At 64.5% G+C, this 15,915-nt stretch carries 14 protein-coding genes; 6 read left to right on the top strand and 8 right to left on the bottom strand.

All coding sequences use genetic code 11. From position 1 onward, the window contains the following. Positions 1 to 46: 46 nt before the first annotated feature. Positions 47 to 1,021, bottom strand: a complete 975-nt coding sequence (locus ACWDTI_RS24045; RefSeq protein WP_449740650.1) for an AraC family transcriptional regulator — start codon at positions 1,019 to 1,021, stop codon at positions 47 to 49. A 393-nt stretch (positions 1,022 to 1,414) separates the two neighbouring features. On the opposite strand from ACWDTI_RS24045, the gene ACWDTI_RS24040 reads away from it, so the two are divergent. Genes ACWDTI_RS24040 through ACWDTI_RS24020 form a run of 5 tightly spaced genes read left to right on the top strand, consistent with a single transcriptional unit; the run spans position 1,415 to position 8,890 of the window. Further along, positions 1,415 to 3,487, top strand: coding sequence for a hydantoinase/oxoprolinase family protein (locus tag ACWDTI_RS24040; RefSeq protein ID WP_449740649.1), 2,073 nt, complete (start codon positions 1,415 to 1,417; stop codon positions 3,485 to 3,487). 19 nt (positions 3,488 to 3,506) lie between these two features. After that, the gene (locus ACWDTI_RS24035) at positions 3,507 to 5,312 is read left to right on the top strand and encodes a hydantoinase B/oxoprolinase family protein (protein WP_449740648.1); all 1,806 of its coding nucleotides are present in this window, start codon (positions 3,507 to 3,509) and stop codon (positions 5,310 to 5,312) included. 37 nt (positions 5,313 to 5,349) lie between these two features. Beyond that, positions 5,350 to 6,708 carry a purine-cytosine permease family protein gene (locus ACWDTI_RS24030; protein ID WP_449740647.1) on the top strand — a complete coding sequence of 453 codons (1,359 nt, stop codon included), beginning with the start codon at positions 5,350 to 5,352 and terminating at the stop codon, positions 6,706 to 6,708. Between the two features lie 44 nt (positions 6,709 to 6,752). Further along, entirely contained in the window at positions 6,753 to 7,571 is an 819-nt protein-coding gene (locus ACWDTI_RS24025; protein ID WP_449740646.1) for an enoyl-CoA hydratase/isomerase family protein, read from the top strand. Positions 7,572 to 7,627: 56 nt separating this feature from the next. After that, the gene (locus tag ACWDTI_RS24020) at positions 7,628 to 8,890 is read left to right on the top strand and encodes an aminotransferase family protein (RefSeq protein WP_449740645.1); all 1,263 of its coding nucleotides are present in this window, start codon (positions 7,628 to 7,630) and stop codon (positions 8,888 to 8,890) included. 193 nt (positions 8,891 to 9,083) lie between these two features. Here ACWDTI_RS24020 and ACWDTI_RS24015 read toward each other — a convergent pair whose 3' ends face one another. Beyond that, positions 9,084 to 9,680, bottom strand: coding sequence for a hypothetical protein (locus tag ACWDTI_RS24015; RefSeq protein ID WP_449740644.1), 597 nt, complete (start codon positions 9,678 to 9,680; stop codon positions 9,084 to 9,086). 78 nt (positions 9,681 to 9,758) lie between these two features. After that, the gene (locus ACWDTI_RS24010) at positions 9,759 to 10,829 is read right to left on the bottom strand and encodes an alpha/beta fold hydrolase (protein WP_449740643.1); all 1,071 of its coding nucleotides are present in this window, start codon (positions 10,827 to 10,829) and stop codon (positions 9,759 to 9,761) included. 260 nt (positions 10,830 to 11,089) lie between these two features. Here ACWDTI_RS24010 and ACWDTI_RS24005 point away from each other — a divergent pair, with 260 nt between their 5' ends. After that, positions 11,090 to 11,443, top strand: a complete 354-nt coding sequence (locus tag ACWDTI_RS24005) for a type II toxin-antitoxin system PemK/MazF family toxin (protein ID WP_449740642.1) — start codon at positions 11,090 to 11,092, stop codon at positions 11,441 to 11,443. A 6-nt stretch (positions 11,444 to 11,449) separates the two neighbouring features. Here ACWDTI_RS24005 and ACWDTI_RS24000 read toward each other — a convergent pair whose 3' ends face one another. From ACWDTI_RS24000 to ACWDTI_RS23980, 5 genes are all read right to left on the bottom strand, one after another. Further along, positions 11,450 to 12,031 (bottom strand): zeta toxin family protein, encoded by a 582-nt coding sequence (locus ACWDTI_RS24000; RefSeq protein ID WP_449740641.1) that lies wholly within the window; start codon positions 12,029 to 12,031, stop codon positions 11,450 to 11,452. Between the two features lie 34 nt (positions 12,032 to 12,065). Next, a complete protein-coding gene (locus tag ACWDTI_RS23995) occupies positions 12,066 to 12,452 on the bottom strand; it encodes a TA system antitoxin ParD family protein (protein ID WP_449740640.1) in 387 nt (128 codons plus the stop codon). A gap of 163 nt (positions 12,453 to 12,615) precedes the next feature. Beyond that, entirely contained in the window at positions 12,616 to 14,160 is a 1,545-nt protein-coding gene (locus ACWDTI_RS23990) for an FAD-dependent monooxygenase (protein ID WP_449740639.1), read from the bottom strand. 11 nt (positions 14,161 to 14,171) lie between these two features. Then, on the bottom strand, positions 14,172 to 15,053 hold the full coding sequence (locus tag ACWDTI_RS23985) for an alpha/beta fold hydrolase (RefSeq protein WP_449740638.1): 882 nt from the start codon (positions 15,051 to 15,053) through the stop codon (positions 14,172 to 14,174). Positions 15,054 to 15,063: 10 nt separating this feature from the next. Beyond that, positions 15,064 to 15,903: an alpha/beta fold hydrolase gene (locus ACWDTI_RS23980; RefSeq protein ID WP_449740637.1), complete on the bottom strand. Its 840-nt coding sequence runs from the start codon at positions 15,901 to 15,903 to the stop codon at positions 15,064 to 15,066. Positions 15,904 to 15,915 lie beyond the last annotated feature (12 nt).

Below are 15,915 nucleotides of genomic sequence, written 5' to 3'. Positions count from 1 at the left end.
CACTCAGCCGTCGTCGACTGAGCTCAACGCGCCCGGGTCGGAAACGCTACGGCGTCCCGTATTCGCGCGGCGTGACACCCGTTTCCTGCCGAAACACGCGACTGAAATAGGCCGAGTCGGCGAACCCGCAGGAGCCGGCGATGGATGCCACCGACCGGCCGGTGCTCGATCGCCGTGTGAGTTGCTTGCGCGCCTCGGCGATCCGTCGAGATCGGATGATCCCGGACAGTGTTTCGCCGTGGTCGGCGAACACCTTCTGCAGGTACCGCTCCGAGACGCTGACGGCCTGCGCAACCTGATGCGCGTTGAACTCAGGATCGCGAAATCTCTCCTCCACCACCATGATTGCGCGCTGACGATGAGCCGACCGCACGGAGCTGTCGGTGGACGTCAGGTCGGCGTTCGTCATCATCAGGGCCAGCAGATCCAGCAGCTGATCTTGAACCGACTGCGCGACGGCCGGCGCAAACCGATCACCGGTTGTCGACAACGTGCGGGCGAACGCCAGCACCAACCGGGTGATGGGACTCGTGGAGTCGTCGAACCGGACCGCGGACATGCTGTCGGCCGACGAGACACGTTCCCGGACAAGGGCAGCCGGGATCCGCAGGGTTTGCAGGTCGGTGTGCTCGGGCTGATCGTACGAGTAGGGGGTGGCCGTGCCGATGAAGGCGATCGAGTTCGTGTCGGTGTGTGCGTCCCGTCCGTGCTGACTGAGCACGATCGGATTGGCTGACGCGTCGGCGAGCAGCATGAAGGTCATGTACTCGTCGCCGTCGAATCCGGTATGTGTCGCTTCCCGGTGTATGTGCATCGGGTCCGCGCGCAGCGAGCCAACTCGGATGTCTCCCAGTTCGTAAGTCTCCAGCCGAGCGCGCCCGAATCCGTCGGGAATGTCTGCTTGCAAGGCGTAGTAGTGCGTACTGAGAACATCGGTCCACACCGCGGCCCGGCGGTGCGACTCAACGGTCTGAAGGTCGATGTCCACCGCGGTCGCACGCTGGTCCGTGTCGACGTCCATGAGTACCTCCTGTGCTCGCGGGATCGTCGGGGGACGCATGTGCGACGACGCGTTGAATGGCGGCGAGCAGTCATTCCAGTCCTCCAGGATACGACGACGGTGCGCGCGTGCAGGCTGAGTTCTGGTTTTTTACCTCGCCGAAATGCGGCTGCGACCAGCAGTGAACATGTCCGCCGCGGGTGACGGACGGGGCGGATTTGTCCAAGGTTTGGGGCGCCAGGAGCCTACGCCGTGGGCGCTGAGGCTCGTAGCGTTCCATGCACCAGATCACATCGGAGTGTGGCACAGACCACAGGGTCTGTTCTGGATCTCACCGCGGTCGCCGCGCCGGCTACCCCCAGGTAGCACCGGTTCCGGCGGCTGTTCCGACCAATACGCAACATGGAGTAAGGCATGACGTATCGCATCTCAGTAGATACCGGCGGCACATTCACCGACGTCATCGTGCGCGGCGACGATGGCAGCCTGACCATCGGTAAGGCGCTGACCGCGCATCAGCGCACCTTCATCGGCATCAGGGAGGCGATCGAGTCGGCGGCTGTGCAGCTCGGCCTGTCGTTCGACGAGCTTCTGGATGACACGACGATGTTCATCTACGGCACCACCCGCGCCACCAACGCGATCGTGACCAAGCGGATCGCCAAGACGGCGTTCGTCACCACCGCGGGCTTCCCCGACACCCTGCTCCTCCGTGAGGGCGGCAAGTTCGATCCCCACGACTTCACGCAGGACTACCCCGATCCGTACATCCCTCGCCGGGACACCTTCGAGATCGACGAGCGCATCCTCGCCGACGGTTCGGTCAGCGTGGCGTTCGACGAGGCGCAGGCGCGCCGCGTGATCGAGCAGATCGGCGAGCGTGGCTTCGAGGCGGTTTCGGTCTGCTTCCTGTGGTCGGTGGCCAACCCGGACCACGAGGCGCGGTTCGGCGCGCTCCTCGGCGAGCTGCTCCCCGATGTCCCATTCACCCTTTCCCACAAGCTCATCCCGGTGGTACGTGAGTATCGACGCGCTTCTGCGACGTCCATCGACGCATCGCTCAAACCGCTCATGCAGGAACACCTGCTGGGCCTGCAAGAAGACCTGCGGGAGGCCGGATTCACCGGCCGCATTCTCATCAGCACCTCCGAGGGCGGCTGCAACGAGGTCGAGGCGCTCGTCGACAAACCGATCTACACCGTGGGATCGGGGCCGGCGATGGCACCCATCGCCGCCCGTACGTTCTCCAACCTGGAAGGTCTCGGCGACGACGTCATCATCTGCGACACCGGCGGCACCACCTTCGACGTCGGGCTGGTTCGCGGCGGGCGCCTGGTCTACTCCCGCGACACCTGGTTGGGCCAGAAGTATCTCGGTGACCTCCTGGGGATCTCGGCGGTGGACATGCGGTCGATCGGCGCCGGTGGCGGTTCCATCGCGTGGATCGACGACGGCGGGTTGCTCCACGTCGGGCCGCAATCGGCAGGCTCCGAGCCGGGCCCGGCGTGCTACGGCCGGGGCGGAGACCACGCGACCGTGTCCGATGCCGCCGTCGTGCTCGGTTATTTCAATCCGGACAACTTCCTCGGCGGGCGCATGCAGCTCGATGTCGCCGCCGCCCGACGCGTCGTCGGCGCGATCGCCGACCGGATCGGGCTGACGAACGAGGAGACCGCGTTCCGGATCATGAGCCTCGCTTCGGATCTCATGATGCGTGCCGTCGCCGACATCACCATCAAGGAAGGCTTCAACCCGCGCGAGAGCACGCTGGTCGCCGGTGGCGGTGCAGCCGGCATCAACATCATGACCATCGCGAAAGAGCTGGGCTGTGAACGCGTCATCCTGCCGAAGGTCGCCTCCGCACTGTCGGCGGCCGGTATGCAGTACGCGAACATCGTCGCCGAGAAGGCGGCCAGCCTCGTCGTCGACACCAAGTCGTTCGACGCCGCGGGCGTCAATGCGCTGCTGGAACGCCTGGAAACCGAGCTGATGGAGTTCCAGTCTCAACTCCATGGCGAGCACAGTGGTTGGGTCATCGAGCTCGTCGCCGAAGCCCGCTACGAAGGGCAGGTGTGGGAGCTCGACACACCGTTGCCGGTGCGGCGCTTCGACTCCGACAGCGATCGGCTGGCACTCGTCGAGGCCTTCCATCAGGTTCACGACCGCGTGTTCGCGGTTCGGGACGAGGGTGGCACCGTCGAGATCGTCAATTGGAAGGCACGGTTGGTCGTCGATCTCGCCGAGCAGCCCAAGCCGTCCGATCAGACCGTCAAGCCCAAGACCGGAATCGCGAGTGTCGAGCGCGACTGCTACTTCGGCGCGGCGACACCGGTCACGACCGCGGTCTTCCGATCCGACGACATCGAACCCGGACTCATCGTCGCGGGCCCGGCAATCATCGAGGAACCCACGACGACCGTGGTCGTCTATCCCGGCATGTCCGCCGAGGTCAGTGCCGAGGGCAACTACCTCCTCCGCCTCTCCTGACGCACAAAGGAATTCACTCATGACCATCACAACAGAGCCCAAGGCCGACTTCGATCCGTACGTCACCGCGATCATCGCCAACCGCATCGACGGCATCGTCCGCGAGATGACCTACACCCTCCTGCGCGCAGCCCGTTCCGCGGTGATCAGCAGTGCCCGCGACTTCTCCTGCTCGATCGTCACTGCGGACAACGAATTGCTCGCATCCGCTGAGGGTTTGCCGATCCACATCTTCGGCAGCCACATGCAGTCCAAGGCGATGACCGACTTCCACGGCGACGACATCCGGGAAGGTGACGCGTATCTGCACAACGACCCGTATACGGGTGGCACGCACGCCGCCGACCACACCGTCCTCGTGCCGGTGTTCTTCGAGGGCGAGCACCTGTTCACCACCGTCGCCAAGGCGCACCAGGCCGACACCGGGAACTCGGTGCCGAGCACGTACGTGCCCGGTGCGCGCGACCAGTACGAGGAAGGGGCCCTGATCTTTCCGGCCGTGCGCCTACAGCGCGACTACGAGATCTCCGACGACATCGTGCGCATGTGCCGGGCACGAATCCGCGTACCGGGTCAGTTCTACGGCGACCTGCTGGCCGGAATCGGCAGCGCCCGGGTGGGGGAGCGGCGTCTCAAGGAACTGTGCGACAAATACGGCAAGGATCAGATCAAGGCATTCATCCGAGGATGGCTCGACTACTCCGAAGAACGCATGATCCAGACGATCAAGCGACTGCCGAAGGCCACCCTGACCAGCTCGGGTGCGCACGATCCGGTGGAGGGTCTGCCCGACGGCATCCCGGTGACCGCGACCATCCGGATCGATCCCGACGAAGCGATGATCGAACTGGACATGACCGAGAACGTCGACAACGTGCCGTGCGGACTGAACCAGAGCGAATCCACTGCGACCGCATCGAGTTTGGCCGGCGTCTTCAACTCCATCGACGCCTCGGTGCCCTGCAACTCCGGATCGTTCCGGCGGGTGCACGTGAAGTTGCGCGACGGTGCCGTGGTGGGCCGACCGAAGTTCCCGCACAGCTGCTCGGTATCCACGACCAACGTGTCCGACCGCGTCGTCAACGTCGTGCAGTCCGCATTCGCCGGACTCGGTGACGGCTGGGGTCTCGCCGAGGGTGGCCTCGGGATGGGTGCCGGCATGGCGGTCTGTTCCGGCGACGACGAGAACAACTCCGAGGGCGCCTACGTCAACCAGCTCATCATCGGCACGGCCGGTGGACCCGGAGGTCCGGTCGCCGACGGATGGCCGACCTACGCCCTGCCGGTGGTCGCCGGACTCATGTATCGGGATTCGGTGGAGATCGACGAACTCAAGCACCCGATGGAATTCCGTTATCTCCGAATGGTTCCCGGAACGGCCGGGGCAGGCGAGTACCGAAGTGCGCCCGCGATGGAACTGTCCTACGGCCCGCTGGGCTCGCCAATGGAGGTTCTCTGGCCGTGCGACGGAACCATCAACGCCCCCAAGGGGGTTCGCGGCGGGCACGACGGGTCGCTCGCGAATCACCACAAGGTGGCCGCCGACGGTTCGACATCCCCGCTTCCGGGTATCGCCGCGGTGACCCTCACCAAGGGTGAGTTCGTACATGGTGTTTCGGCGACCGGTGGCGGTTACGGCGACCCGCTCGAGCGGGATCCGCGGCGGACGCTGAACGACGTGGTCGAGGGCTACGAAACACTCGAACGTGCTCGTGATGTGTACGGCGTCATCCTGACCGGAAACGCCGTCGACGGCACCCTGGCAGTCGACGTCGACGCAACGGCCACACAGCGTGTCACATTGCGTGCCAACACAGTTCAATAACGCAGCAGAGCAACCCATTCCACAGAAAGCATCACTCATGTCGCAACATGATGGGGTCGACGTCTCGATCGACCCGACGGGAAAGACCCACCCTGGTGGACACATTCGAGTCGGCCGACTGTCGCTGACGATGGCGTTCTGGGCCCTGACATCCGCAATGTTCTGGTTGTACATCGCGGTCGCCTCGAACGCCGCGGTCGGCACGGTGAACACTCTCATCGGTATGGTGCTGAGCATCGCCACGTACGGCGCGTTGAGTACGGTGTTGTCCCGCCACGCAATTCGGACCGGACACACCATAAGCTTCTTCTCCGGGCGCATCTTCGGCTCGGCCGGCGCCGGTCTGGCCACCCTCCTGCTGGCGGCGACCGCGATCTACTATGCAGTCTTCGAAGGATCGATCATCGCGGTTGCGTTGCAGCAGTACTTCGGCGGCACCATCAAACTCTGGTATCTCGCAGTGGCGCTGTACATCCTGCCGCTGGTGATCGGTGGAGTGCAGAACTGGATGGATCGCCTCAACGGATTCCTGCTCCCGCTCTACGTGGTCGGCCTCGTCGCGCTCGTCGCGGCGGCCACCGTCAAGCAGGGATACCCGACCGACTGGCTCGCGCACAGCGTTCCCTCCGCCACATTGCCGGGCTGGGTCAGTTCGTATCTGATCTACATGGGCGTGTGGGTGATGATGATGTACGTGTTCGAGTTCGCACGGCTCGGCAAGGTCCGCGACGCAAAGTTCCTCTCGAACACCACCTTCGGTTGGCCGTTCTTCGCCATCACGATCGGCATCAACGGCCTGGTCGGGATCTACCTCGTGTCCGCCTGGGGCCTGGGTGAGGCGACCGAGACCGGGGTGGTCTCCGCCGTCATCAAGTCGTTGGGATTCGTCGGCGTTCTCCTGGTCATCATCTCGCAAACCCGCATCAACAGCGCGAATTACTATGTGGCGTCGATGAATATCCAAGACCTGGCGACGACGGTGCTTCGGCGTCCCACGCCGCGACTGATCTGGGTGCTGGTCACCGGTGCGATCATCTACCTCCTGATGCTGACCAACGTGCTGAGCTACCTGCTCACCGCACTCGCGTGGCAGGGTGTGTTCATCTGCTCGTGGGTGACCATCGCCGTGCTCTATGTTCTCCTCTCCGCGAGGAGGGACTTGGCTGCGGCCGGTGGTGCGGGAAGCAAGGTGCAGGCGCGCGGCCTGGCAATCCTGGCATGGGCGATCTCGTCGGGTGTCGGCATCCTGCTCACCGAACAGAGTTGGTCGCCGACGGTGGCGGCGCTCGCACCCGCCATCACGGTCGCGCTCGCGGCGGCGCTCTACATTCCCTCGCAACTGATGTCGGCGAAATCGACATCCGACGACGTCCGAGAGGCGGCGCAGCCCGCCTGACGTCCACTGGGACAGAGAGTCATCGCCGAGGATAGGAGTAAGAAATGTCGACCACTGCCTCGCAGGACACCGCGTCCTCGCCCGCTGTCGCGTCCGACGCAGAGCGGCCCGACGCAGGGCAGACGGTGCTGGTGACGGATGTCGGCGACGGAGTTCGTCTCATCACCATCAATCGTCCAAGCCGGCTGAATGCACTCAGCCATCCGACGTATCTGGTCCTGGCGGAATGGATCCGGGCGTCCGAGGCGGACTCCGAGGTCACGGTCACGGTCATCACCGGCGCCGGCGGCAATTTCACCAGCGGTAACGACATCGAGAATCTGCGGCGAGTGCCGCAGATCAAGCCACGGGGCGGTCGACTCCTGTATGGCGCACTGGTGGAGTCGACCAAACCCGTCGTCGCCGCGATTGAGGGATATGCGGTCGGAATCGGCGCGGCGATGCTGTTGCACTGCGACCTCGCCTTCGCGGGGGAGGGGGCACAGTTCAGATTCCCGTTCGCCACACTCGGCCTCACGCCGGAGGGCTCGCTGTCCTACCTCTTGCCGCGGCTCGCCGGCGACAAGAGGGCTGCGGAACTCCTCATGCTCGCCGAGATGTTCGGGGCCGAGCAAGCCGAGTCGATCGGTCTGGTGAATCGTGTGGTGCCCGAGGGTGCGGCGCTGGAAGTCGCGCTCAATCGGGCACGCGCACTGTCCCGGTTCGACCAGTCGTCGATTCGTGCGACGAAGGCCGCGCTGCGGCGACGTGAAGTGGCCGAAACGCTCGCGACGATCGATGCCGAATACCGGGTGTTCGACGAACACCTTTCCGGTACCTACACCCAGAACGCCTTGGCGGAGTTCGCGAACCGGCGGCGATGAGCGAGATCGCCACCACACACGAGTCCTACTGTCTGACAACACAACGAGGAGAGATCATGAGTGACATGACGAGCGGGAGTGCCCTGTGGCATCCGTTCAGTGACATGGCCGTGGTGAATGGACACGAGTTCATCGTCGACCGCGCCGAGGGTGTCTGGGTATACGACAGCGCCGGCCGACAGTATCTGGACGCGACGGCGAGCCTGTGGTGTGTCAATGTCGGGCACGGTCGTGACGAGATCCGGTCGGCCATCGGCGCGCAGATGCAGAAGCTGGACAGCTTCTCCATCTTCGGTGACTACTCCAACGGTCCCGCAATGGAACTCGCCGACCGGATTGCCGCCATGGCGCCGTTGGACAACCCGAAGGTGCTGTTCGGCAGCGGCGGCGGCGATGGCATCGACACCGCCGCCCGGCTGGCGCGGCAGTACTTCAGCGCCACCGGGTCGCCGGCCAAGACACACATCATCAGTCGGCACAACGCGTATCACGGGACCCACGGTTGGGGTGTCAGCCTGGCCGGCATCGACGCCAACCGCGCGGGCAACGGGCCGATGGTCGCCGACGCCAGCCGGGTGCCCTACGACGATGCGGCAGCGCTGGAAGCTGAGATCACTCGGATCGGAGCCGACCGAGTGGCTGCGTTCTTCTGCGAACCGGTGATCGGTGCCGGAGGTGTACTCCCACCTCCGGATGGGTACCTGGAGGAGGTCGCGGCGATCTGCCGCCGGCACGACGTGTTATTCGTGGTGGATGCGGTCATCTGTGCGTTCGGCCGACTGGGCACCATGTTCGGGATCGATCGCTGGAATGTACGGCCGGACATGCTCGTCTTCGCCAAAGGCGTGTCGAACGGCACGGTTCCGCTTGGCGGCGTGGTGATCTCCGATCGCGTGGCCTGGCCGTTCTGGGATCAGCCCGGTCACGCATTCCGGCATGGCGCAACGTATTCCGGACATCCGGTCAGTTGTGCAGCCGGTCTCGCGACGCTGGACGTCCTGGAGACAGACAACCTGTTCGAGCAAGGCCGCATTCTCGAGAAGCCGCTGGCGGACCGGCTCAACGGCCTGGCCGGGCATCCGGCGGTCGCGGAGGTACGAGCCGGTATCGGCCTTCTCGGCGCAGTCGAGATCGCGCCCGAGTTGCTGTCGGCGAACCCGGGAGCGGTGGGCAAGGCGTTCCGCGTCGCTCGTGACACTGGTGTGCTTCTTCGCCCACTCGGTAGCTCACTAGCGGTGTCTCCGCCGTTGACCTTCACCGAGGCCGACCTCGATGCGATGGTTGTCGGGATCACGGCCGGACTCGACGCGATCAGCTGAGTCGCAGCACCGTGAACCCGGCACCAGGGTGAGGTCTGATCGGCGATGACGACCAGCTGAAATCGTCGAACAGATCCTGGCGGGTGCGGTGGCCGATTTGCGCGGCTGGCCGGGCGGTCGGTTTGCACACCACTGGATGCTCGATCGCGTCTGGATTTGAGAGACTCGGTCTGCGGTCGGGACGCGTTCTACGTCACGCCGGCTCAAGCGCCCGACTGGCCTTCTCCAAAGCGGCGAGCGTGCGCAGCACGAACTCGCGTTTGGCGGTCAGGTCCGAGACCTTGGCCTTGCTGCTCAGACCGGAGTCCTTCTGCGCGGCCGCCAGGCGTTCCTCGATCTCGGTGAGCTGCGCCAACAGACCCTCGGCCCGGCTCGCGAGCTCGGCGCGGTCGGGTCGGGAGATATCCGAGCGTCGAGCCTCTCCCGACACAACGATCTCCGCCTTGCCGGTCGCCGACTTTCCAACCGCCTTCGTGGCGGCACTCGTCGATCGGGCGGCGCCCGAGGACTGCCCGGACCGCGACGCGCGGCGCGGCGGAGTGTGCGTGCGGGTCCGAGTCAGCTCCGCCGACGCCTCGCGAGCTGCGACCCGATGCTCGCGCTCTTCCTCGTCGTCGGACTCGACAGACCCGCCCAGAGGTCGCAGACCATAGAAGCTGACGAATGCGCGGGCCTCGGCAATGGTCTGTTCCGCCGTGCGGCAGCGAACGCAGCGCGGTTCATTGAGAAGGTCTGCGACGTCGTCGGTGGACGAGCACCACACACATATACGGCGAGTGACGTCGGTCATGGAATCATCGGCAGCGTGGAGGATCACGGGTGAACAGACTACGACACAAAGCTTTTCACTTCATAAGAGGGTTGCATGTCACAACCGCGAGTTGCCTCTGACACACGATCCGTCGGACCAACGCAGCTGCGACGCGGGGGAGTCGTCGTCGAGACAGTGCGGCGTGATCCGACCGAGTAGCGCGACGGCGTCCGCGAAATGGTGGCCACCCCTGCTCGGCCGAGCGACTGTGCCTTGCACCCTCGACGGCGGCAACTGTCCACCAGATCGGCAGCGAACCGCATGACCGGTCTGGGGAGTCAGCCAGGGCGCCCACCTCTGACCCGTAGCGATATGAAACTCGTGTATCAGTCTGCAACGGGGTTGTGGCGACGTGCCCAATTCCCGACCCCAACGCCGCACCCCTCGACACGGAACGTTCAGCCCAACGAATGCGCACGGGGAGGGCTCCGCGTTGCGACCGAGATCCACGACCCCGCGATCGAACAGGTTGAAGTGTTGGAGTGTCTCGAAGAACGCGTACAACGATCCCGAGTAGCGATACGCGTCGCTGATCATCACGTTCAGTGCGGCGGCGAGTTCCGGATCGCGGCACGTTCTGGGCCTGGTGCTGATCGAAGATCTGGCGCCCGAACGTCGCCGCGATCTCGTTCGCGGCGTCTTCGTCGGCCAGCAGTTGCCGTTCCTGTGGCGCCGCACCGAGACCGGCGGGCCCGACGAGAGCGGGCGGCGCAGCTCGACGGGAATCCGGCTGTGCCCCTTGCACACTCGACATCGCCACGAGAGCGCCGATCGACGCGCCACCAGGTGATAGTCCGCCGAGACCTGCGCCGCGTCGAGGCGTTCGGCGAGTTGATCGACGAAGAGCGCCTCGTCGTAGGTTGTCTGGACGCGGTCGGAATACCCGCGTCCGTACGCGCTGCAGGCCTGAGTGCGCAGACCATGCTTGTGCAGGGCATCGGCGGTGGCGTCCCAATAGAACAGCGCTACCGTCAGCCCGGGTGTTAGCACCACCAGCGCACCGTCATCGGGTCCACGCAATTCGTAGTGCGTGACCCCGCGGGAGAGTCGAACGAAGCTGCCGCGCAACGGGACGCGAGTGGTGTCATCGAGGATCAGGTCCTCGCCGGGATCGATGAAGTACTTCACCGGTCACCGCCATCTGATTGCGACGCGCAGAAGTGTCGTATGGCGACCACCACGATCAAGGTGCCCGTCGAACTTCGGGATCGCATCAACCGCGATGCCGAGGCAAACGGTGTCACCGCAGCAGGACTCATCGAGAAGCTGCTCGACGGATACGAACGCCGACAGCGCATGGAAGCGTTCGGTCAGGCACTGCGTGAGGCCGACGCAAGCTACTGGGACGAGTTCCGAGACTGGGACACAGCCCTGAGTTCGAGCGACGAATGTGGCCTGAACTCCGCAGAGGGATGGTTGTCTCGGCTGCGTTGGATCCCACTCGTGGACGTGAGCAGGCCGGGAGACGTCCCGCGCTCATCATTGCCAGTGACCTCTACCTGGAGCACGCCGACACACTCGCAATCATCCTGCCCGCCACGACAATTGAGCGAGGATGGCCAAATCACGTCCGCTTACGCGGACCCACCTACACGCCGACCCGACCCACATTCGCGATGACCGAGCAACCTCGCACAGTCACACGCGAACGACTGCACGACGTCGTCGGCGTCGTCGACTCGGAGACCATGGACGAGGTCGACGGGTGGCTACGGGACTTTCTTTCCCTGCCGAGCGGATGACTCAGCTCAGGTCGTCGGCCATCGCGTCGTCAGCTCGTCCGGCGCCCAGGTGGGCCAATCGGACGTGCCGACGATGAAACCACCGGCAAGTTGCGCAACGATGCGCGGACCCCGGATACCACTGTTGTCATAGAACGTGGCCTCCTCGGCCCGAAGTGCGGCACCGGCCACCAACGCCCACAATCGTCGGTAGCGTTCCCGAATCTTGGCTTCGGGCACGGAATGTCCGCCCGACTCAACACGGTGACGCACCCGCAGTACGGCCAGATCCTCGGGGATCAGCACAGCGTGCACCACCACCGAGTATCCGGCAGCGTGCGCAGCATCAAGGAGGTCGAGCTTGGACGGATGTGAGAAGACCGTTTCGGCGATGAACGACTCACCGTGCTCGATCAGGTACGCCCGCGTCTGCGCCGCGATCCGCGCCGCCTCGTAGGAGTGGTCGGCCGGATTATCGGGCCAGCGGCGCTTGGCGATCTCGTCGGCATTGACCACAGCGCTGCCGGGCAGCAGGGGCGACAGTGTCAACTCGATGAACGTGGACTTCCCGGCACCGTTGGACCCGACGACCAGGTCGAGCCGTTTCACGATGCGCTGTCCGGTGGTAAGCGATCACCGACTCTCACGGGTTGGCCAGCACCGACGTGGTGCCATCCGGACGGTACTGCACGAGTTCGCCCGCCTCGTTGATCGCGACGGTGGTGACACCGCGACCTGCCAGCACACGTCCGTAGTCGGTCCGCGCGAGACTCTCCTGAACAGCTGCGGAGATCTCGGCATTGAAGACGACACCTTCATCGTCGCTGAGCTCGCGGAGGGGTGTGTCGCCGGCCAGTGCAGCCTCGACCCGCCGTCGAGCTGCACTCTGCTGATTGGACACCGCCCGGCCCACCCGCGCCCAGTGATCGAGCTGTTGCTTGGCCGAGCGACTCTGCCGCGCACCCTCGATGGCGGCACTGTCCATCAGGTCGGCAGCGAATCGCGTGACCCGATCTGCGCTGTCAGCCATCGCACCAACCTCTCACGTGTAGCAATGTGAAACACAGCGTATCAGTCTGCGACGACCTCGGCTCCAGGAACGGGAACCGGCGGTTCTACGAGAAGTGTCCACCGCAAGTCGGTGCCTCTAGCGTCGGCGCTCGCCTGTCGGGCCCGGTCGGTGCGGCCTGCACTCACAGGCGACTCGGCACCATGAGTTCGCGTGCCTGTCGGAGGGGTGCGATGTCGGAGACCGTCGTGACTGCGGCGATGTAGCCGTCCGGGCGTACGAGTATGAGGCGGTCGTCGGCGCCATACGATCGGGCGAAGTCGCCGCCCGAGTCTGCAAGGGCCACAACGTTGTCGTCGACCGTAGTCGTGGCGGCATTGATCGCGACTCGAACCAGCGGGTCACCCGAGGTGGGCCAGCTGATCTGAGCCAGTCGCGTGGCGGATGACGCTCCGTAGCTCATGAGAGTGAAGTGAGGACCGTGGAAGAGATCGAACAACCGTTGACGACCGCCCCGCCCGCGTACCAGGACTGCGTCCGGCGCACGGTCACCCGCTCTGAGGCCGGTCGTGGTCTCGATGGCTGAGGTCGCGAGTGGCCCTCCGCGGTAGGTGAGGGTGAGCTGATGCTCATCGTCGCCACGTTTGAGTGCGGATGGGTCGAGCTTGGCGATGCCCTCGTATTTCTGGGTGGATAGTCCGAGGACCCGTGCGGCGATGGGTTGCCGTTCTTGCTGATAGGTGTCCAGCAGACCTTCCGGAGCGCCCGCCAGAACTTGGGACAGTTTCCATCCCAGGTTGTAGGCGTCCTGCAGTCCGGTATTCATGCCTTGGGCGCCGGCAGGGGTGTGCACGTGAGCGGCATCTCCGGCGATGAACACACGCCCGTGACGGTAGTCATCGGCGAGGCGAATATTGGGGCGGAACAACGACTTCCATGAGATGTCACCGATGGTGATCGCCTTGTTGCGTGTGCGGCCATGGATCAGTTCGACGATGTCGTCGTTGTCGAGACTGATCTGGGCGTCGGGGTCGACACGGATCATCCACTGGAATTGGTCACCGTGAGGCAGTGGGCAGGCGCCGATGAACTTGCCTCCGCGGCGCGGCCAGATGTGCCAGCGATCACGACTCAGACCGGCGGTGGCGGCGTCGACGATGATCATTCGGTCGGCGTCGTCGGTGGTTCCCTCGAACCCGATGCCCTGCGACTTACGCACTGCGCTGGCTCCGCCGTCGGCACCGATCAGGTAGCGGGCGGTGATGGTCTCGGTTCCTCGCGACTTCTCGACCGATGCCTCGACCCGGTCGTCGTGCCGGTCGACGGCGGTCACTGTGGTGCCGAACTCGATCGTCACGCCGAGTTCTGCCAGGCGCGCATGCAGCGTTGACACGGTGCGATTCTGTGGAATCAGCCATGTGTTGGGGTACGGGACGGCACTGGTCGGCTCCTTCACCGCGAACATGCGCCACGGAATGGTCAACGGGCCCAGATGCAATCCCATCAGCGGGTAGGTGGTTCCGCCATCGAGGATCGCGTCGACGGCGCCGAGATCGTCGAGGATCTCGAGGCTGCGCGGTTGGACGCCTTTGGCGCGTGACCCGGGGAAGCTTCCGTTGTCTTTGTCGATGACTCGGACCGAGTGGCCGCGTCGTTTCAGGTCGATGGCCAGCGCGGTCCCGGTAGGTCCGGCACCGACGACCAGCGCGTCAACGCGTGGTGTGTGCATAGCGAATTCCTTTAGGTGGATGTGGTCACGAAGGTGTGGAAGCGGTCGGCAACTCGATCAGGCGCTTCAAACGGCGCCATGTGCCCGCAGTCGTCGATGACGTGTACTGCGCTGGGTTTCACCAGGGATCGAACCTCGTCGAGTTTGTCGATCGGTGTCACGGCATCGTCGGATCCCCAGACCACCATCGTCGGCACACCGGTCGCTTGATGCTCGGCGTAGGTGTCGGCGCGGTTGGTCAGTGGGTAGTCGGCGATTGTCGAGCAGAGAGCGTAGACGGAGCCTTCGACGCGATAGCAAGTGCGGACCATCGTCGCAAGCTCCTGTGCCAGTTGAGGATTGCGCACATTGTGACCGAGGTGTGCGTCGAGCATGCGACGACCGAAACACTTTGCGAGCATCACGCCGACGGTGCCGTGACGTGGGAGTGCGGCACCGCGCGGCAGTCCGTCACTCAGACCGGCCGGGCCTATGAGGCTCGTCGTCGTGATGTCGCGGTTGCATTCGCGGATGTAATCCATGGCGATCAGAGCGCCCATCGACGTACCGACCACATGCTGTGGCCGGACACCGAGTGCACGGCAGAGGTCGTCGACCTGATCGACGAACAGCTTTCGGTCGTAGCTCGCGTGGACGCGTTCAGAATAGCCACGCCCGTAGGCACTGTAGGCCAGCGTTCGATATCCGCGGCGGTGTATTTCGGAGGCGAAGCGATCCCAGTTATACAGCGGAATCGTGAGCCCTCCGACGAGGAGCACCAGCTCACCGGAGTCGGGTCCGGCCACCTCGTAGTGCGTGATGCCCGCGGTGCAGCCGACGAAGTCGCCGCGGACTGCAGACCGGGTCGCGTCGTCGAGCCTGATGTCCTCGCCGGCGACGGTGAAATAGCGCATGTGGTCTCCGTTACCGATCCTCGAGCTGAATAATGAACTCGCGCAGACAGTCTGCGAGCCAGGTTGGGTCTTCATCGGGAATGAGGTGACCGGTGGCGGTATTCACCTTGTCGCGTGCTCCGACAATCCGTTCGGTGAAATGCTGTCCGTCGATATTCGCGCTGCGCAGCACCAGCGTGGGCGCGGTGATCTCCGACAGCTGCCCGGTACGGTCGGGCTGCCCGGTGTTCGCGAAGTCGATGAAGGCCTGCTGATTGCCGGGACGAGTCATCATTGCGTACACCCGGTCGACCAGTTGGTCGTCGACGATGTTTTTCGATCCAGGCCCGACGATGGTCCGCAGGTTACGCGCGGTCGCCATCGGCGAGAGCAGTCCGGGCATCAGTCTCCTCCCGATCGGATTGCGCGCCAACCGAAATGACAGCGGCAACGACTTGTCCGGAAACCCGGTGGCGTTGACCAGAACGAGGCCCCGGACTCGCTCGGGATGATCAAGCGCCAGATTCCATGCGATGTTGCCTCCCAGCGAATTACCGCACACCACCGCAGACGTCACACCGATCGCATCCAGAAACCGGGCAACCGTGTCGACAAACGCTCGTAGGGAGTAGTCGCGATCGGCGCGGGGTCCGGTCAGCCCGAATCCCGGTAGGTCGGGACGAATGACATCGACATCGGCACCCAACTCGGCGGCAACGCGATCAAACGTCTGCAACGACGAGCCGCTGCCATGCAGGAGAAGCAACGCGGGTCCGTGCCCGCTGCGCTTGTAGTGGACGTTCAAATCGTCGACCGGTACGAACTGGGAGTCCGTGTCGATGTAATCAGCGGGGGAGCGTCGAGTATTCATATCGGTTACAAC

The organism is Gordonia sp. NPDC003424, from assembly GCF_053588655.1.
Note: the sequence above shows the minus strand (reverse complement) of the source record. Positions and strands in the feature narration are given on the sequence as shown.